We start from the raw sequence: 18,443 nt of genomic DNA on the forward strand, positions 1-18,443 counted from the left end.
GGGAGTTGATGCAGATCAGAGAGTTTAGCGGGTAAGCCAGACTAAAGAGGCGAAGCGACCAGTGCGAGGCGCACGACGATAGGAAAAGAAGCGCGGATCGGTCACGGTACAGAAACCGCCACCATAAACAGCGGTGACACCACGAACCGCCAGACGCAGTTGCGCCAGCTTATAGATGTCGGCCATGAACTTGCCGGCGTTGTGGCTCGGCACAAAGGCTGTCTCGGCCTCGGGCAATTGATTGATGAAGACTTCCCGGACTTCCGGACCCACTTCGAAGGCTTGCGGGCCGATGGCCGGGCCGAGCCAGACCAGAACGTCTTCGGCGGGCACATCCAGACTGTCGAGGGTGGCTTCCAGCACGCCGGCCGCCAATCCACGCCAACCCGCATGAGCCGCTGCCACGCGAGTACCGGCACGGTCGCAGAACAGTGCCGGCAGACAATCGGCGGTCATCGCTGCACAAGCGATACCGGGTGTTGCCGTCCAACTGGCATCCGCCGTGGCCACCACGGACGGATCAGCATGCGCCACGGCAATCCCGTGCACTTGCTGCAGCCAGGCAGGCTTTATAGAGAAGTGTTCGGTCAGACGCCGACGGTTTTCGGCAACAGCCTCCGGGCGGTCATCGACATGATCGCCCAGGTTGAGGCTGTCGAACGGCGCCTCGCTGACGCCGCCCCCGCGGGTGGTGACACAGGCCTTGACGCTGGCCGGCGCGGGCCAGTCCGGCGTCAGCCAGTTCATCCGACGAATGCCTCGCGATCCTGCTTGAGCAGGGTCAGCAGCCACACCAGATCTTCCGGCAGCGGCGATTCCCAGCTCATGCGCTCACCGGTGGTCGGGTGATCCAGCTCAAGGAACCGCGCATGCAGGGCCTGACGGGGGAAGTGCTTGAGGGATTCGACCATGGTCTGGCTCGCGGCCGGGGGAATGCGGAAACGACCGCCGTATGCCGGGTCGCCGACCAACGGGAAGTTGATGTGCGCCATGTGCACGCGAATCTGGTGGGTACGACCGGTTTCCAGCTTCACCCGAACGTGGGTGTGGGAACGGAAACGCTCCAGCACGCGGTAGTGGCTGACGGCAGGCTTGCCGCCTTCCATCACCGCCATGCGCTGGCGCTGCTGGCCGTGGCGGCCGATCGGGGCGTTGATCTTGCCGCCGGCGGTCACCACGCCGATCACGATGCACTCGTAGATCCGGCTGACGCTACGGCTCTGCAGCTGGGCGACCAGCTTGGTCTGCGCCTGAATGGTCTTGGCCACCACCATCAGACCGGTGGTGTCCTTGTCCAGACGATGCACGATACCGGCGCGCGGGACATTGATGATGTCCGGCACGTGGTGCAGCAAGGCGTTGAGCAAGGTGCCATCAGCGTGACCGGCAGCCGGGTGCACCACCAGACCCGCAGGCTTGTTGATCACCAGAATGTCGTCGTCTTCATAGACGATGTCGAGTTCGATGTCCTGAGCGACCCATTCACCCTGGGCCTCCTGCTCGGCAGTGAGCTCAAGGATGGCACCGCCATGAACAATGTCGCGCGGGCGGATGACCGCCCCGTCCACAGTCAGGCGACCTTCTTTGATCCAGGCGGAAAGGCGCGAGCGCGAGTGCTCGGCGAAGAGTTGGGCGGCGACTTGATCGAGGCGTTGGCCGCCCAATTCGGACGGCACCTCTGCGCGAAGTTCAATTTTATCGGACATGCTCGGACTGGGCGTCGGCTACAGCCTTTGGTTTCGGCTGCGCGCTTGTGGTTAAATACGGCGTCTTTTGCCCCGGGGCTTTTCAACGGGGCGCTCATCATAACAGGACGGCCCCGCCCAAGACAGCGGCCGTCATAGGGACGCAAGCCGCCATGCAAGTGAAACACCTGCTGCTGATCGCCATCCTCGCATTGACCGCTGCTTGCTCATCGAAGGAAGTCGTAGACGAAAACCTGAGTGAAGCCGAGCTGTACCAGCAGGCTCAACAGGACCTGGACAACAACAGCTACACCAGCGCCACAGCCAAGCTGAAGGCTCTGGAGTCGCGTTACCCGTTCGGTCGCTATGCCGATCAGGCGCAGCTGGAACTGATCTATGCCAACTACAAGAACGCCGAGCCGGAAGCTGCAAAATCCGCTGCCGAGCGTTTCATTCGTCTGCACCCGCAGCACCCGAACGTCGATTACGCCTACTACCTGAAGGGCCTGACCTCGTTCGACCAGGACGTCGGCCTGCTGGCGCGCTTCCTGCCGCTGGACATGACCAAGCGTGACCCGGGTGCCGCCCGCGACTCCTACAATGAGTTCGCCCAGCTGACCAGCCGCTACCCGAACAGCCGCTACGCGCCGGACGCCAAGCAGCGCATGATCTATCTGCGCAACCTGCTGGCCGCCTACGAAATCCACGTGGCCGACTACTACCTGACCCGTCAGGCCTATGTCGCCGCTGCCAACCGTGGTCGTTATGTAGTGGAAAACTTCCAGGAAACCCCATCGGTCGGTGACGGCCTGGCGGTGATGACCGAAGCCTACCAGCGCCTGCATCTGGACGAACTGGCGGCCACCAGCCTGGAAACCCTGAAGCTCAACTACCCGAATCACCCGAGCCTGCAGGACGGTCAGTTCGTGCCTCGCGTTGCCGAAGCCGACAACCGTTCATTCCTGAGCAAGGCCACTCTGGGCCTGATCGAATCCCGTCCGCCGCTGCCGCCGGGAGAGACCCGCGCCAACCAGGACGTGCAGAAGCAGTTCCAGGACGCGAAAGACGCGATCCCGAACGAGCTCAAGCCGAAAGACGAAAACGGCGACGTGATCGAAGAGCCGGAACCAGAGTCGAGCGACAGCGACCGTTCCATCTTCAGTTACATGACCTTCGGTCTGTTCGACTGATCACTTCGGTGATGCCAAAAAGGGAGATCTTCGGATCTCCCTTTTTATTGCCGCGCGTGATTGGGCTGTGCGCTTGTCGGGTCCTTGGCTAAACTGCCGGATCATTAGCCGAAAAGCCGCCCATCATGCTTCGTTTACTGTTCTGGATTGCCTTGATCGCCGCCGCTGTCTGGTTGTGGCGCAAATTCAAGGCCCCCGCCTCGTCCAACCGATCGCCTCGCGAACAGGATGCCGCGCCGATGGTGCGCTGCGCCCACTGCGGCGTGCATCTGCCCCGCGACCGCGCGCTGAACCTTCAACAACAGTGGTATTGCAGCCAGGCTCATCTTGAGCAAGGCCCCGGCTCCAGTGATCGCTGAGGCCGACAACGCCGACAGCAAACAGGCTCAGCGACTGCTGCGCCTCTATCATCTGTACCGTTTGAGTGTCGGCATCACCCTGGTGCTGCTGATCTCCAGCAACATGGACAACCGCCTGCTGACCTCGGCCAACGACGAGTGGCTGCGCAATGGCAGCTGGTTGTACCTGGTGCTGAACATCCTGCTGGTGGTGTTTCTCGAGAACATTCGCCGCCCCGCCCAGTTGTTCGGCCTGGCACTGGTCGACATCCTGCTGCTATGCGGCGTGTTCTATGCGGCCGGCGGCGTGGCCAGCGCGATCGGCAACCTGCTGATCGTCTCGGTGGCCATCAGCAACACCTTGCTGCGACGACGTATCGGCTTGCTGATCGCCGCCATCGCCACCCTCGGCATCGTCGGGCTCAGCTTTCTGCTGAGTTTCAGCCATCCCCTGAGCGCCAACGATTATCTGCAGGCCGGCACCCTCGGCGCCCTCTGCTTCGCGGCGTCATTGCTGGTGCAAGGTTTGATGCGCCGTCTCGAAGTCAGTGAGAACCTGGCCGAACAGCGCGCCAGCGAAGTCGTGGGGCTGGAAGCCCTCAACGCATTGATCCTGCAACGCATGCGCACCGGCATTCTGGTGCTCGACGAACAACGCCGGGTGCAACTGGCCAACCACAGTGCCAGGGTCCTGCTGGGCCAAACGCATCTTGAAGGTGACTTGATCGACGAGCACTCGAGCGCATTGGTCGAACGCCTGCAACTGTGGCTGAACAACCCGACCCTGCGGCCGCAAAGCCTGAAAATTGCCGGCAACGGCCTGGAGCTGCAGCCGAGTTTCATCGCCCTGGAACAGAACCCGAACCGCCAGACCCTGGTGTTTCTTGAAGACCTCGCCCAGATAGCCCAGCAGGCCCAACAATTGAAACTGGCTGCGCTGGGCCGGCTGACCGCCGGTATCGCCCATGAAATCCGCAATCCGCTGGGGGCCATCAGTCATGCAGCGCAGCTGTTGCAGGAGTCCGAGGAACTCGACAGCGCGGATCGGCGTCTGACGCAGATCATTCAAGACCACTCCCAGCGCATGAACCGAGTCATCGAAAACGTCCTGCAACTGTCCCGCCGCCAGCAAAGCGCACCGCAACGGCTCGACCTCAAGCCGTGGCTGGAGCAGTTCGTCAACGAGAGCCGCGAACGCTCCGGCGAGCGCCAGCACATTCACCTGCACATCGGCCTGGGGGATTTCCGCACGTTGATGGATCCCGGCCAGCTCACGCAGATTCTCGACAATCTGTTACGCAACGGCTGGCGCCACAGCGCCCTTTTGCACGACCCGGCCGAGGTCTGGATGACGCTGTTCATCGACCCCGAGAGCACGCTGGCCGTGCTCGAAGTGCAGGACAACGGCCCCGGCGTGCCGCTGGATCAACAGGCTCACCTGTTCGAACCGTTTTTTACTACCAGTAGCCAGGGTACCGGCCTTGGGCTTTATCTGTCCCGTGAGCTGTGCGAAAGCAATCAAGCGCGCCTAGACTTCAAATCACGCCAAGGCGGCGGCTGCTTTCGCATCACCTTTGCTCACGGACGGAAACAAAGTTGAACACGAGCCCACGGCAAAAAATCCTCATCGTCGACGACGAGCCGGATATCCGCGAACTCCTGGAAATCACCCTGGGACGGATGAAACTCGACACCTTCAGCGCACGCAATCTCGAAGAAGCCCAGGCACTGCTGCACCGCGAGACCTTCGATCTGTGCCTGACCGACATGCGCCTGCCCGACGGCACCGGCCTGGAGTTGGTGCAGCACATTCAGCAACGTTATCCACAACTGCCGGTGGCGATGATCACCGCCTACGGCAGCCTGGAAACGGCAATCAACGCCCTGAAGGCCGGGGCATTCGACTTCCTGACCAAACCGGTGGACCTGACACGCCTGCGCGAGCTGGTCGGCTCGGCATTGCGCATGCCGGCGCCGGGCAATGTCTGCACTTCGATCGACCGGCGGTTGCTCGGCGATTCACCGCCGATGCGCAACCTGCGCAAGCAGATCGACAAACTGGCCCGCAGCCAGGCACCGGTCTACATCAGCGGCGAGTCCGGCAGCGGCAAGGAGCTGGTGGCCCGACTGATTCATGAACAGGGCCCGCGCGCCAGCCAGCCGTTCGTGCCGGTGAACTGCGGGGCGATTCCGTCTGAGTTGATGGAAAGCGAGTTCTTCGGCCACCGCAAAGGCAGTTTCAGCGGCGCGGTGGAGGATAAACCGGGGCTGTTTCAGGCGGCTCATGGCGGCACACTGTTTCTCGATGAAGTGGCGGACCTGCCACTGCCGATGCAGGTCAAGCTGCTGCGGGCGATCCAGGAAAAAGCCGTGCGCAGCGTCGGCGGCCAACAGGAAACCGTGGTCGATGTGCGCATACTCTGCGCGACGCACAAGGATCTCGATGCTGAAGTGGCTGCCGAGCGATTCCGTCAGGATCTGTATTACCGGCTGAACGTGATCGAACTGCGTGTACCGTCCCTGCGCGAACGTCGCGAGGACATCGAAGCACTGGCCGGCCACATGCTCAAGCGCCTGGCCAATGGCACCGGGCAACCGGCGGCACGCCTTCATCCCCATGCCCTCGAGGCGCTGAAAAACTACCGTTTTCCGGGCAATGTGCGGGAGCTGGAAAACGTACTCGAGCGGGCGCACACCCTGTGTGAAAACCGCACGATCGAGGCCGAGGATTTACGTCTGAGTGAAGGTAATGGCACCGCGGAGGCTGGCATTGCCGATCTGACGCAGATCGACAACCTGGAAGACTATCTGGAAAGTGTCGAGCGCAAACTGATACTGCAGGCGCTGGAGGAAACCCGCTGGAATCGCACGGCGGCGGCGCAGCGGTTGAGTCTTTCGTTTCGGTCGATGCGCTACAGGCTCAAGAAACTGGGGCTGGATTGAACATTCAGGGGAACGCAGCCTTTGTCGGCTGCGTTTTGTTGATATGGCTTCAGATCCGTCCGGCCGGTGCATACGGCGCCGGATCAATGATCGGCGTGCGCCCCAGCATCACGTCGGCAAACAACTGGCAGGACGCCGGCGCCAGCACCAGCCCGTTGCGATAATGCCCGCAGTTCAACCACAGACCGTCAAACCCCGGAACACGGCCAATGTATGGAATGCCTTCCGGTGAACCCGGTCGCAGCCCGGCCCAATGCCCCACCACTTCAGCATCGGCCAGCGCCGGCAACAACTCGACTGCCGAGGCCTTGAGGCTTTCCAGCGCGCTGTCCGTCGGGGTCTTGTCGAAGCCTTCGTGTTCCAGCGTACTGCCGATCAGAATGTGCCCATCGCGGCGCGGAATCGCATAACGCCCCTTGGCCAGCACCATGCTCGGCAGGAAATCCGCTGCGCACTTGTACAGAATCATCTGACCCTTGACCGGTTCCACCGGCAGCGACAGGTCCAGGTTCTTGAGCAGTTCGCCGCTCCACGCCCCTGCGGTGAGAACGACCTGATCACCGGTGATCACACCCGTGGAGGTCTGCACGCCCACCACCCGCTCGCCATCACGGACAAACCCGCTGACTTCACACTGCTCGTGAATCGTCACGTTCGGCAGCGCCTGCAACGCCGCTTTCAAAGACTTCACCAGCCGCGGATTGCGCACGTTGGCCACGTCCGCCATGTAGATCGCCCGGGAAAAACCGCCACCGAGCACCGGCACCGCATCATGCGCCGCCGAGATATCCACAGCCCGCAGCGGACGGTTTTCCCGCGCGGCCCAGGCCAGCGCTTCGGCTTCGTCATCCAGGTCCAGCCAATACAGGCCGGTGGTCTGCACTTCGGGGTCGACCCCGGTATCGGCAAAAAGGCGCTCGCCCAGCTGTGGATAAAAATCCTGCGACCAGTGCGCCAGCGCGGTGACGGCCGGGCTGTAGCGCCACGGGTACAGCGGAGACACGATACCGCCGCCGGCCCAGGACGATTCCTGGCCGACGTTCGAACGATCCAGCAGCACCACGCTGCCGACCTCGGAGGCGAGGTTGTACGCAGTGAGCAGGCCAATCACCCCGCCACCGACAATCACCACTTGCTGTTGCCTGGTCATGTTTGATCCAACCGTAAAAAGACAGTGGGCGCAAAAGGCGCCCGAAATAAAGCGGCTCAGCGGCCCCAGCAATCCTTGGTAGTCAGCCCGGTGGTCGCGTTGTTCATGCTTCTGACACCGGTGTTGGTGAGAGTGAAATCCCCGCACTTGTCAGTGGCCATAGCCGTGCCGGTCTTGCGGGTCGCGGTCAGCTGGAAGGTCTGATCGGTGATCGTCGGCGTGATGGTGTAGAAATCGTTGCCGGTGCTCAACCCAGTGACACCGGTGTAGACGTTGTTCTTCGAATAGAAGCGTTCGAGGATCTGTGCCTGTTCCGACAAATTGCTGACTACGTCGGCACGGCGGCCCTTCTTTACGTATTCGGTGAGGCTCGGATAGCCGATGGTGATGACGATACCGATGATCGCAATCACGATCATGATTTCGATCAGGGTGAAACCTCGGTTGGATCTGCGCATGCCTCGAACTCTCGCTTACTGAATTTGCCGCCACATGATACGACGGCTGCCGCCGCCGGATTTTTCCACCAGGGTGGTGATACCGCCACTGGAATCGTTCACGACCTTGCGTGATGCACCGTTGACGATGGCGTTCAGGGTCGGGATACCGCCGGTGAACACCACGCCGCTGGAAATCGTGTCGTTGCTGTCGACCACGCCATCAGCGTTGGTGTCGAGCACCGCGTAGTTGAGCATCTTACCGCTGAACGCATCGAGTTCGATCAGTTTGCCGGTACCGAAACTGGAACACGGGTCTGTGGTATCGACGCTGGCCGTGGTAAACACGATGCGTCCCAGCACCAGACTGGCCTGGTTGATCACCCGTTCGCCGGTCAATGCGTTGTTGTACACCAGCGGCAGGTACCAGCCCTTCTCCGCCGGATACGTCGTGTCGTTCTGGCTGGTGGTGACGAACTGCCCGGTACTGCCGGAGAGCACCCCGGTAATCGCCTGCGCCTGCAAACTGCTGACCGTGATCTGGCCCGACCCGCCATCGGCGTCCCACACCGAATAGAACGCCTGCAAATCCTTGTTGGTCTTGTCAGCGGTTTCGTTGAATTTGCCGGTGCCGACGAAAATCTGTTTGCCACCCAGAGCGTTGTCCGCCAGCAACGGTTGCGCGGTGATCGGCTGAGTCGCCCCGCCAGCCGTGGTAAATAACGGCTTGCCGGAAAACGCTACGCCCCAGCTGTCGGACGACGTGGCGCTCAGGTCGAACTTCCACAACCGTCCCTTCAAGTCACCGCCATACGCAGCCTGCACCACGTTCTGCGAATTGACCCGCAGCTTCACCGAGGACAAACCGTTGGTGGTTTCCGTACTGTCGATGACGATTTTCTTGATCAGCGAGCCGTCACGCACATCCAGCACATACAGCGCCGCCACGCCGGAGTTGCTGCCGTAACCGTTGGCAATGAATGCCGCCCAGCGACCATCGGCCAAGCGTGCCACTTCCGGGCGGGCATAGGCGTAACCCAGATCATTAAATGCGTTGGAAGTACTGGCGGTGGCCGGAGCGCTGACCTCCCACAAGGCACGGATGACGTTGCCCGCCGAGGCATCGAACAACTGGAGCCCGTAGAAAGTCTTGCCGCCGGCACCCGTACCGCCGATGGCCAGGGTTTTCCAGGCCGTGCCGAATTGCGCGTCGAATACACCGAGCTGACCATCCACCAGAAACTTGTGGCTGACGCCGTTGACGTAGTTCGGATCGGCAATCAGGCGCAGCGAGGGCAATACGCTGGACGGCATGTAGGCATAGCGTCGGGTACCGTTGGCCGAGTTGATGACACTGACAAAACCGTCGTTGGCGTTCACCACGAGGCTGGCATTCATGTTCGAGGCTTTGGTGGTCAGGTAGGTACTGTAAGTGGTGTCACCGGCCAGATCGGAGGCGGTTTTTTCCGTGGGCGAAGCCAGCACCAGTGGTGAGTTGATGATGTCCCCGAGCAATACGCTGCGCACTTTGAGCCCGGTCTTGTTGGTGCCCTTGCTCCATTCGACCAGGTCGATGCCGCTGATACCGGTGGGCAACCCCTGGCTGAGAACAGTCTGCTGGGCCGGGGAGAGGTTGCCGTAGGCCAGCGTCACCGCCGCGTTGTTCAGGGTGTTCCACGACTGGTAGGTCGGCGCGGTGGCGCCGGGCACGATGGCCGTGTCGGTGGACCACAATACCGCCGAGGTGTTGACCGCCCCGGCCGAGGTAAAACCAAAGGACTTGATCGTGCCGCGCCAGTCCTTGGGGTCATAACTGGTCTGGAAGTAACTGGTGCCGCTCGCGAGCGTGGTGCCACTGGCCACACCGCTGCCGCCGGAGCCGGCCTTGGAGGTGATATCGCTCAGTGCCGACGACAGCGCGGCATTCAGGCCGGCGCTGTCGGTCGCCTGGTAGTAGCGGCCCTGTCCGTAATCCGCTGCGTCCGAGAGCATGTCGTTGGAAGCGGTGAAACCCACGGTGTAGGTGTTCATGTTCTGCCTGGGAAAGTCCACCGCATTCCAGCTCTTGCCCGCCGCGTCGGTGCCGGAGGAACGCATGTCGATGTCGAAGGCGAACTTGGCGATATCGTCCAGGTACAGCGTATCGCCCTCCCCGTCCCCGTTCAGGTTGTTCCCGTCATTGTTGATGCCATCCCAGTTCGGCAAGCGGCTGCCGCCCAGCGGGTCGTTGCTCGGAAAGGTGCGGTCGTAGGTCGGCAAACCGTCAGTGATCAACACGCCGTAGTTTTTCTGGCAGCGATACTGGATCGGGCTGGTGTAGGTGCTCGGCGTGCTGTTGTAGTAAGGCGCCATCCCGCGCATGTAGCGGGTGATTTCATAATAGGTCTCGGCCAGGGGAGTGTTGGCCACCGCGCTCAGGCCGTTGATCGAGGAAATCAGTGCGTTGTAGTTGGTGTCGGCCTGGGCCTGGGTCACGCTGCCGCTGACCGGTGACAGGTCGCTGATGGAGCGTGCAATGAAACCGCCGTTGCCGGGGTTGTTGCTGGTAGCCGGATTGAAGGTGGCCAGGCCCATGCGCAGGTTGCGGTTGCTGGTGACCAGTGCGGTGGAGACGTTGCGCGCCACGTTGATCCGGTAATCATTGGGAATGGCCCCGGTGGTGAAGTCGCGTGTGCCGTTGTTGATCGCCAGCCCGACCACGTAGGAAATGTAATCCGCCGAATAGCGAGTGTTGCCGCTGCCCACCGGATCCGGCAGCTTCAGGCAGAGCGGCGTCAGGCTGTTGTTGTAGAACGCATAAGCGCCGCCGGAGCAGCCGGAGGTTGGCAGGCTCGAGAGAAAGATCGTATCGCCGGTAATGGCGCTCGAGCTCAGGCACAGGCCAATGACTGCGTTGCACTGGCGGGCCGCCGTGCGATCCACGGTCGGATCAAATCCTGTCGCATAGATGATGCTGTTCATGCTGCCCGAGTCGTCGATCATCAACATCACGTTCGGCGGCACGGCGGCCGCGCTCAACAGCGGCGAATCGGACGGTGTGAAGGCATACGCCGGCGCGGCCAGATAGAGCCCGGCCAGCATGCCGAGTAGCAGCGACAGCCACTTGAAGCGTCGCTCAATACTTCGCATAGACACTCTCCACCACACTGCGCGAAGTACCCGCGATGCCAACGGCCGTGACCCGGTACAAGGTCGCCGAGGTGTTGCTCGGCACGTTCACCGCAGTCAGGGTCGTGCCGATGTTCTGCACCCCGTAGAACCCACTGCCGGCGGCGATCCAGGTCACGCCCGACGTGGAGTTGAACCCCGCCGCGCTGACCACCGAGGATTCCGCCGGCGGCGCACATTGAGTAGTGCTGGCACACACCGCCAGCGTGTAACCATCCAGCTGCACCGCACTTTCGCCGATGCGCAGTGCCGCCTCGGCAGTCTGGAACGATTGATTGCGCAGGCTCACGCTGCCAGCCATTTTTTCCTGCAGGTTGGCGCTCTGCATCGATGACAGGCCGATCACCGTCAGGAGCAGCAGAAACACCAGGCTGACCAGCAACACCATGCCGCCCTGGGACCGTCGCCGATGGAGAGAAACACTCATCGCTCGCCCCTCACTGCAAGCGGTTGCGCAAGGCGGCAACCACGTTGAAGGTTTGATTGCGGACCCGGTTATTCGGGTCAGTGAGGGTCAGGCTCAGGCGCACGCTGCGGATCCGCGCCGGATCACCCGGGTTGGCGCTGTAGGTGGAAGCCGCGACGTCGGTCGCGGAACTCGCCAGACCGAACATCACAGTGAACGCACTGACGTTATTCACCAGCACTTGCTGGGCCGGATTACCGCTGCCGGTGCCCATCAGAATCTGGTTGTTGCTGAAGCTGTAGATCAACCGACGGATCGGAAACGCGATCTGTCCCGTCGCCGCAGCCCGTGCGCCGGTATAAGCGGTGGCGCTGTTGCGGCAATCGGAGACCACGGTCCAGGTCGGCGTCCCGCCCGCGCTGCCGACATCGGCGGTGACCAGGGTCAGCTTGAGGTTGGCGTTGTCCCAGCTGATCGGCGTGATCTGGGCCGCATTGAAATCTCCCGCCGAGCTGGAATCGGTAATCGTGCCCAGGCAACCGAACATGCCCACCATGCGCAGTTCCTGAATCATCTTGCTCAACACGAACCGCGCGTCTTCCTGCATGGCGGCCGCACTGTTCTGGCTGACGTAGGTGTTCTTCGCCGCCAGGAAGATTTGCACCACACCCAGCCCCACGATCAATCCCAGCGCCAGGGCGACCAGCATTTCGATCAGGCCAAAGCCGAGGTTATGGCGCTTCATGGCGTGGCCACCGGATCGACCGCGGCGCGGCTGGTCAGGACGAAACTGCGGGGCGCACTGGTCGTATTGGCGGCGCGCGCGTCACTCCAGGTGATGGTGATGGTGTACACGCGCTGATTGAGGGTGATGCTGCCGGTGGCGGTCGGGCCGCCGAAATTGACGATGTTGGTGGTGAAGTCGTAGAGATCCTGATCCCGGGCGACACTCAGGTTGCCCGTGGTCGGCGGTGTGACGGTGTAGTCGGCGCCCGAGTTGGCGCGGATTCGGTCCATCATGTCGTAGGCGATGAAACTCGCCTGGCTGGTCATGCGCGAGCTGTCGGTGTACTTCAGCGCATTGAGCTGAACCGCCGCCGCGCCAAGCAATCCGACCGTCAGAATCAACAACGCGACCAGCACTTCGATCAGCGTCATGCCCTCCTGTGCGTGCTTGCTCCCTGCCCTCATCCGCAACTTCCACCCAATTGAATTCGTCCGTTCAGACACACGTTCAGCGTCCTGCTTTGCGTTCCCAGCACATAACTGATGACCACCGCCGTGGACGGTGCCGCCAGTCCGCCCAGATTGTTGAAATCCAGCGCGGTCACTCCAGAGGGTAGCGTCAGAGCCGCGCCGCTGCTCATCGCTGGAACAACCCGCAATACATTGGCCGGAGTGCCAGTACTGTCGTAGACCGACAACTCGCCGGTCCAGACACTGCCGCCGGCGCTCGGCCGCAAGCGGGTGGTGACGCCCCGGTTGATCGCCTCGAGCCTTGCGTAGTTGAGGGCCCGTTGCAGGTCGCCGACCTCGGTGTCGGCCTTGCTGCCCTGCACCGAACGGGTGAATCCCGGCACCGCCATCGTGATCAGGATCACAAACACCGCGACCGCCACCAACAGCTCGATCAGCGTGAAACCTTTTGTACGATGATCCATCGATGCCCTCCGTTGCCGTCGGCTATACCTGTACAAACCTAGAACATTCGACCGGCATGCGCCGGTTGATTTACCGCGAACGGCGCACGGATTGCGCCGCTGTGCACAATCCAGGGAGGACGCGCACATGCCGCAACAGGGTTTCAGTCTGGTCGAACTGCTTATGGGACTGGCGATCGGCGCAATTGTTCTGTCGCTGGTCAGTCCGGCGCTGGCGGACCTCACCGAATCAAACCGGCGGCAGCTGGCCGCGCAGTCTTTGCTCGACGGGATCCGCAATGCCCGGACCATGGCCATCACGCGCAACCAAAGCGTGGTGATTCATGGCATCAACGGTGATTGGGGCCAAGGCTGGCGGATCATTCTGGATATCAGCGGAAAGGGTCCGGGAGATGCCGGTAATCCCTTGCTGATCGAGCAGGCGAGTGACGCAAAGATACCGATTGTCGGCAACTGGCTGGTGAGCCGCTACATACGCTTCAGCAGCCTGGGCCAGCCACTGGTGCCGGACCGGAAATTTCAGGCGGGGACGTTACATCTATGCTCGGCTCGCGAGCCGGTCAGCCAGCTCCAGGTGGTGCTGGCGGCAACCGGTCGCGTACGCCTGACCAGCCAAAAGGCTGAACAGGCGCTTTGCCGAAAGGATAAAGCGATCAGATCGAGCGAACGCGCAGCTCTTTAGGCATCGAGAACGTGATGTTCTCCTCACGCCCGGCCAGTTCGTCGGCGCCGGTGGCGCCCCAGGCCTGCAACTGCTGGATCACGCCACGCACCAGAACTTCCGGAGCGGAGGCACCGGCGGTGATGCCGATACGCTCGACACCGTCGAACCAGCTCTTTTGCAGGTCTTCGGCGCCGTCGATCAGGTAGGCCGGCGTGGCCATGCGTTCGGCCAGTTCACGCAGGCGGTTGGAGTTGGAGCTGTTAGGGCTGCCCACCACCAACACCACGTCGCATTCGTCGGCCAGTTGCTTGACCGCGTCCTGACGGTTTTGTGTGGCGTAGCAGATATCGTCCTTGCGCGGCCCGCCAATGGCCGGGAAACGCGTACGCAGCGCATCGATGACACGGCTGGTGTCATCCATGGACAGTGTGGTCTGGGTGACGAAGGCCAGTTTGTCCGGGTTATGTACCTGCAACTCGGCGACATCCTTCTCGTCTTCGACGAGGTAGATCGCACCGCCATTGCTGGCGTCGTACTGGCCCATGGTGCCTTCGACTTCCGGGTGACCGGCGTGACCGATCAGGATGCATTCACGGCCGTCGCGGCTGTATTTCGCGACTTCGATGTGTACCTTGGTCACCAATGGACAGGTAGCGTCGAACACTTTCAGGCCACGGCCGGCGGCTTCGGTGCGCACGGCTTGCGAGACGCCGTGGGCACTGAAGATCACGATAACGTCGTCCGGTACCTGATCGAGTTCCTCGACGAAAATCGCGCCACGACTGCGCAGGTCTTCGACCACAAACTTGTTGTGCACCACTTCGTGACGCACATAGATCGGCGGCCCGAAGACCTCCAGGGCGCGGTTGACGATTTCGATCGCCCGGTCCACGCCGGCGCAGAAGCCACGGGGGTTGGCGAGTTTGATTTGCATGCGGTGCCTCGTGTCTTGCGCGCGAAAGATTGGATCATTACAGGAGCCGGTCAGCCGGCTCCTGCAGAACAGCAATTACAGCGCTTTGACGGAGAAGATTTCCACGTCAAAGGTCAGCGTCTTGCCAGCCAGCGGGTGATTGAAGTCGACGGTCACTTGCGCGTCGTCGAACTCTTTCACCACACCCGGCAGCTCAGTATTGGCCGCATCGTTGAAGATCACCAGCAGACCCGGCGACAGTTCCATGTCCGCAAACTGCGAACGCGGAATGATCTGCACGTTTTGCGGGTTCGGCTGGCCGAAGGCGTTTTCCGGCTCGACGGTCAGTGTACGCTTGTCGCCAGCCTTGAAACCGAACAGTGCCGCCTCGAAGCCCGGCAGCAGGTTGCCGTCGCCGACCTTGAAGGTCGCAGGGGCTTTGTCGAAAGTACTGTCGACCGTGTCGCCGTTCTCCAGGCGCAATGCAAAGTGCAAGGTGACTTCCGTGTTCTGGCCGATGCGTTGCTCAGCCAATACCTGTTCAGTCATGAACGGCTTCTCCGGTTTTTTTACTTTTGAACATGTCCAGTGCCAGCATCACCGCGCCAACGGTGATGGCGCTGTCGGCGAAATTGAACGCCGGGAAGTACCAGCGGTTCTGCCAGTGCACCAGAATGAAATCGATCACATGGCCGAGGGCAATGCGGTCATAAAGGTTGCCCAGTGCGCCGCCCAGCACCAGCGCCAGCGCAATGGCCAGCCAGGTTTCGTTGCGACCCAGGCGTTTGAGCCAGACCACCAGCACCGCACTGACCGCAATCGCGATCAGGGCAAACAGCCAGCGCTGCCAGCCGGAGCTGTCCGCGAGGAAGCTGAAGGCAGCGCCGGTGTTGTAGGCCAGCGTCCAGCTGAACAGATCGGGAATGACCACGATCTGCTGGAACATCTCGAGCTTGCCTTCGAAGTAGAACTTGCTGGCCTGGTCGATGACCAGAACCAGCAAGCTCAACCAGAGCCAGCTCAGCCGTCCGAAACGGCCAACGGCATTAGGCATAGTGACGAACCTCACCGGCGCCATCGATGTTGTCCACGCAACGGCCGCAGATCTCCGGATGCTCCGGGTTCACGCCGACGTCTTCGCGGCAGTGCCAGCAACGGGCGCATTTCGGGAAGGCGGATTTGACGATCTTCAGCTTCAGCCCGCTGACTTCGGTGGCCACAGCGTCGGCTGGAGCCTGCACGAACGGCGCAACAGTGGCAGTCGAGGTGATCAGGACAAAGCGCAACTCGTTGCTCAGTTTGGCCAGGTCGGCAGTCAGCGCGTCTTCGGCGAACAGCGTCACTTCGGCTTGCAGGTTGCCACCGACGGCCTTGGCCGCGCGCTGGATTTCCATCTCTTTGTTGACCGCCACCTTCACTTCCATGATGCGATCCCAGTACTCGCGACCCAGCTCGAAGCCTTCCGGCAACTCGGTCAGGCCTTCGTACCAGGTGTTGAGCATCACCGATTCGTTGCGCTCGCCCGGCAGGTATTGCCACAGTTCGTCGGCGGTGAAGGCCAGGATCGGCGCGATCCAGCGCACCAGCGCTTCGGAGATGTGGAACAGCGCGGTCTGGCACGAACGACGGGCCTTGCTGTCGGCGCCGGTGGTGTACTGGCGATCCTTGATGATGTCCAGATAGAAACCACCCAGCTCCTGCACGCAGAAGTTGTGGATCTTCGAGTAGACGTTCCAGAAACGGTATTCGCCGTAGTTTTCCTGCAATTCGCGTTGCAGCAGCAGGGCACGGTCCACGGCCCAACGATCCAGCGCCAGCATGTCTTCGGCCGGCAGGATGTCGGTGGCCGGGTTGAAACCGGTCAGGTTCGACAGCAGGAAACGTGCGGTATTGCGGATACGACGGTAGGCATCGGCGCTGCGGGCCAGGATCTGGTCCGACACGGCGATTTCGCCCGAATAATCGGTCGAGGCCACCCACAGGCGCATGATGTCGGCACCCAGGGTGTCGTTGATCTTTTTCGGCTCAATCACGTTTTTCAGCGACTTGGACATCTTGCGGCCCGTCTCGTCGACGGTGAAGCCGTGAGTCAGCAGCTCGCGGTACGGCGCGTGATTGTCGATGGCGCAGCCGGTCAGCAAGGAAGAGTGGAACCAGCCACGGTGCTGGTCCGAACCTTCCAGGTAAAGGTCGGCACGCGGGCCGGTCTCGTGGCCCATCGGGTGCGAACCGCGCAGGACGTGCCAGTGGGTGGTGCCCGAGTCGAACCAGACGTCGAGGGTGTCGCTGATCTTGTCGTACTGCGGCGCTTCATCGCCCAGCAGTTCGGCAGCGTCGAGTTTGAACCAGGCTTCGATGCCTTCGACTTCAACGCGCTTGGCGACTTCTTCCATCAGCTCGACGGTCCGTGGGTGCAGTTCACCGCTTTCCTTGTTCAGGAAGAACGGGATCGGCACGCCCCAGTTGCGCTGACGGGAGATGCACCAGTCCGGACGGTTGGCGATCATCGAATGCAGGCGCGCCTGGCCCCAGGCCGGGACGAACTTGGTGTCTTCGATGGCTTTGAGCGAGCGTACGCGCAGGGTGTCGCCGGATACCGGCTCCTTGTCCATGCCGATGAACCATTGCGCGGTAGCGCGATAGATCAGCGGGGTCTTGTGGCGCCAGCAGTGCATGTAGCTGTGTTCGATGACGGTGGTGTGCAGCAGCGCACCGACTTCGGTCAGCTTGTCGACGATGGCCGGGTTGGCCTTCCAGATGAACTGGCCGCCGAAGAACTCCAGCGACGGCACGTAGACGCCGTTGCTCTGTACCGGGTTGAGGATGTCGTCGTTGACCATGCCGTATTTTTTGCAGGTCACGAAGTCGTCCACGCCGTAGGCCGGGGCGGAGTGAACCACGCCGGTGCCGGCGCCCAGTTCCACGTAGTCGGCCAGGTACACTGGCGACAGACGGTCGTAGAACGGGTGACGGAAATTGATCAGTTCCAGCGCCGAACCCGGAGCGGTCGCCAATACAGTGCCTTCGACGCCGTAACGGGTCAGGCAGGATTCGACCAGCTCTTCAGCCAGCACCAGCAGCTTGTCGCCGATGTCGACCAGGGCGTAGGTGAATTCCGGGTGAACGTTCAGCGCCTGGTTGGCCGGGATGGTCCACGGGGTGGTGGTCCAGATCACGATGGCAGCAGGTTTGGCCAGCGATGGCAGACCGAACGCGGCGGCCAGTTTGGCCTCGTCAGCGATCGGGAACGCGACGTCGATGGTCGAGGACTTCTTGTTCTCGTACTCGACTTCCGCTTCGGCCAGGGCCGAACCGCAATCGAAGCACCAGTTCACAGGCTTCAGGCCCTTGAACACGAAACCGCCCTTGACGATTTCGGCGAGGGCGCGGATTTCACCGGCCTCGTTCTTGAAGTTCATGGTCTTGTACGGATTGGCGAAGTCGCCCAGCACGCCGAGGCGGATGAACTCGGTCTTCTGCCCTTCGATCTGCTCGGTGGCGTAGGCACGGCACAGTTCGCGGGTCTTGTCCGCGCCAAGGTTCTTGCCGTGGGTCACTTCAACCTTGTGCTCGATCGGCAGGCCGTGGCAATCCCAGCCCGGGACATACGGCGCGTCGAAGCCCGACAGGGTCTTCGAGCGGATGATCATGTCCTTGAGAATCTTGTTCAGTGCGTGACCGATGTGGATCGTACCGTTGGCGTACGGAGGGCCGTCGTGCAGGACGAACTTCGGACGATCCTTGCCAATCTCGCGCAACTTTCCGTACAGGCCAATACTGTCCCAGCGCTGCAGGATCTGCGGTTCGCGCTGTGGCAGGCCGGCCTTCATTGGGAAGGCGGTGTCCGGAAGGTTTAGCGTGGCTTTATAGTCGGTCATTTAAGGCTCT

General features: G+C 61.7%; 18 protein-coding genes. 5 read left to right on the forward strand and 13 right to left on the reverse strand.

Translation table 11 applies throughout. The features are described 5' to 3' along the window. Positions 1-24 precede the first annotated feature (24 nt). Together pgeF and rluD are read right to left on the reverse strand one after the other, a co-directional pair. The gene (gene pgeF, locus QRN46_RS23875) at positions 25-747 is read right to left on the reverse strand and encodes a peptidoglycan editing factor PgeF (RefSeq protein ID WP_285357647.1); all 723 of its coding nucleotides are present in this window, start codon (positions 745-747) and stop codon (positions 25-27) included. Then, positions 744-1,706, reverse strand: a complete 963-nt coding sequence (gene rluD, locus QRN46_RS23880; RefSeq protein ID WP_011335991.1) for a 23S rRNA pseudouridine(1911/1915/1917) synthase RluD — start codon at positions 1,704-1,706, stop codon at positions 744-746. Before rluD ends, pgeF begins: the two co-directional genes overlap by 4 nt. Positions 1,707-1,858: 152 nt before the next feature. On the opposite strand from rluD, the gene QRN46_RS23885 reads away from it, so the two are divergent. The 4 genes from QRN46_RS23885 to QRN46_RS23900 all read left to right on the forward strand — a co-directional run bounded on the left by QRN46_RS23885 (position 1,859) and on the right by QRN46_RS23900 (position 6,156). Further along, complete coding sequence (locus QRN46_RS23885) at positions 1,859-2,875, forward strand: outer membrane protein assembly factor BamD (protein ID WP_007959566.1); 1,017 nt, start codon at positions 1,859-1,861, stop codon at positions 2,873-2,875. 125 nt (positions 2,876-3,000) lie between these two features. After that, the gene (locus tag QRN46_RS23890) at positions 3,001-3,234 is read left to right on the forward strand and encodes a PP0621 family protein (protein WP_011335992.1); all 234 of its coding nucleotides are present in this window, start codon (positions 3,001-3,003) and stop codon (positions 3,232-3,234) included. After that, the gene (locus QRN46_RS23895) at positions 3,224-4,813 is read left to right on the forward strand and encodes an ATP-binding protein (RefSeq protein WP_011335993.1); all 1,590 of its coding nucleotides are present in this window, start codon (positions 3,224-3,226) and stop codon (positions 4,811-4,813) included. Before QRN46_RS23890 ends, QRN46_RS23895 begins: the two co-directional genes overlap by 11 nt. After that, positions 4,810-6,156: a sigma-54-dependent transcriptional regulator gene (locus QRN46_RS23900; protein WP_285357651.1), complete on the forward strand. Its 1,347-nt coding sequence runs from the start codon at positions 4,810-4,812 to the stop codon at positions 6,154-6,156. Before QRN46_RS23895 ends, QRN46_RS23900 begins: the two co-directional genes overlap by 4 nt. Before the next feature lie 49 nt (positions 6,157-6,205). Here the strand turns inward: QRN46_RS23900 and thiO are convergent, their stop codons facing one another. Genes thiO through QRN46_RS23935 form a run of 7 tightly spaced genes read right to left on the reverse strand, consistent with a single transcriptional unit; the run spans position 6,206 to position 12,978 of the window. After that, on the reverse strand, positions 6,206-7,306 hold the full coding sequence (thiO, locus tag QRN46_RS23905; RefSeq protein WP_285357653.1) for a glycine oxidase ThiO: 1,101 nt from the start codon (positions 7,304-7,306) through the stop codon (positions 6,206-6,208). Positions 7,307-7,362: 56 nt separating this feature from the next. Continuing rightward, positions 7,363-7,764, reverse strand: coding sequence for a type IV pilin protein (locus QRN46_RS23910; RefSeq protein WP_011335996.1), 402 nt, complete (start codon positions 7,762-7,764; stop codon positions 7,363-7,365). Between the two features lie 15 nt (positions 7,765-7,779). Next, the gene (locus tag QRN46_RS23915; RefSeq protein ID WP_041475431.1) at positions 7,780-10,872 is read right to left on the reverse strand and encodes a pilus assembly protein; all 3,093 of its coding nucleotides are present in this window, start codon (positions 10,870-10,872) and stop codon (positions 7,780-7,782) included. After that, positions 10,859-11,338, reverse strand: coding sequence for a pilus assembly PilX family protein (locus QRN46_RS23920; RefSeq protein WP_011335998.1), 480 nt, complete (start codon positions 11,336-11,338; stop codon positions 10,859-10,861). The genes QRN46_RS23915 and QRN46_RS23920 overlap by 14 nt, the downstream gene beginning before the upstream one ends. A 10-nt stretch (positions 11,339-11,348) precedes the next feature. Continuing rightward, on the reverse strand, positions 11,349-12,062 hold the full coding sequence (locus QRN46_RS23925; RefSeq protein ID WP_201818680.1) for a PilW family protein: 714 nt from the start codon (positions 12,060-12,062) through the stop codon (positions 11,349-11,351). Then, on the reverse strand, positions 12,059-12,508 hold the full coding sequence (gene pilV, locus QRN46_RS23930; RefSeq protein ID WP_011336000.1) for a type IV pilus modification protein PilV: 450 nt from the start codon (positions 12,506-12,508) through the stop codon (positions 12,059-12,061). Before pilV ends, QRN46_RS23925 begins: the two co-directional genes overlap by 4 nt. Continuing rightward, positions 12,505-12,978 carry a GspH/FimT family pseudopilin gene (locus QRN46_RS23935; RefSeq protein WP_011336001.1) on the reverse strand — a complete coding sequence of 158 codons (474 nt, stop codon included), beginning with the start codon at positions 12,976-12,978 and terminating at the stop codon, positions 12,505-12,507. Before QRN46_RS23935 ends, pilV begins: the two co-directional genes overlap by 4 nt. A gap of 127 nt (positions 12,979-13,105) precedes the next feature. Between QRN46_RS23935 and QRN46_RS23940 the strand changes: the two genes are divergently transcribed. Continuing rightward, positions 13,106-13,660: a GspH/FimT family pseudopilin gene (locus tag QRN46_RS23940; RefSeq protein ID WP_221615877.1), complete on the forward strand. Its 555-nt coding sequence runs from the start codon at positions 13,106-13,108 to the stop codon at positions 13,658-13,660. On the opposite strand, the gene ispH is transcribed toward QRN46_RS23940, so the two are convergent. From ispH to ileS, 4 genes are all read right to left on the reverse strand, one after another. After that, positions 13,632-14,576, reverse strand: coding sequence for a 4-hydroxy-3-methylbut-2-enyl diphosphate reductase (ispH, locus tag QRN46_RS23945; RefSeq protein ID WP_007959549.1), 945 nt, complete (start codon positions 14,574-14,576; stop codon positions 13,632-13,634). The genes QRN46_RS23940 and ispH overlap by 29 nt on opposite strands. A 75-nt stretch (positions 14,577-14,651) precedes the next feature. Then, positions 14,652-15,089 (reverse strand): FKBP-type peptidyl-prolyl cis-trans isomerase, encoded by a 438-nt coding sequence (gene fkpB, locus QRN46_RS23950; protein WP_170928297.1) that lies wholly within the window; start codon positions 15,087-15,089, stop codon positions 14,652-14,654. Between the two features lie 7 nt (positions 15,090-15,096). Beyond that, positions 15,097-15,609, reverse strand: coding sequence for a signal peptidase II (gene lspA, locus QRN46_RS23955; protein ID WP_011336004.1), 513 nt, complete (start codon positions 15,607-15,609; stop codon positions 15,097-15,099). Next, on the reverse strand, positions 15,602-18,433 hold the full coding sequence (ileS, locus tag QRN46_RS23960; RefSeq protein WP_201818684.1) for an isoleucine--tRNA ligase: 2,832 nt from the start codon (positions 18,431-18,433) through the stop codon (positions 15,602-15,604). Before ileS ends, lspA begins: the two co-directional genes overlap by 8 nt. Between the last annotated feature and the right edge of the window lie 10 nt (positions 18,434-18,443).

The sequence above is a fragment of the Pseudomonas sp. lyk4-R2A-10 genome (assembly GCF_030209075.1).
GTDB lineage: Bacteria > Pseudomonadota > Gammaproteobacteria > Pseudomonadales > Pseudomonadaceae > Aquipseudomonas > Aquipseudomonas glycinae.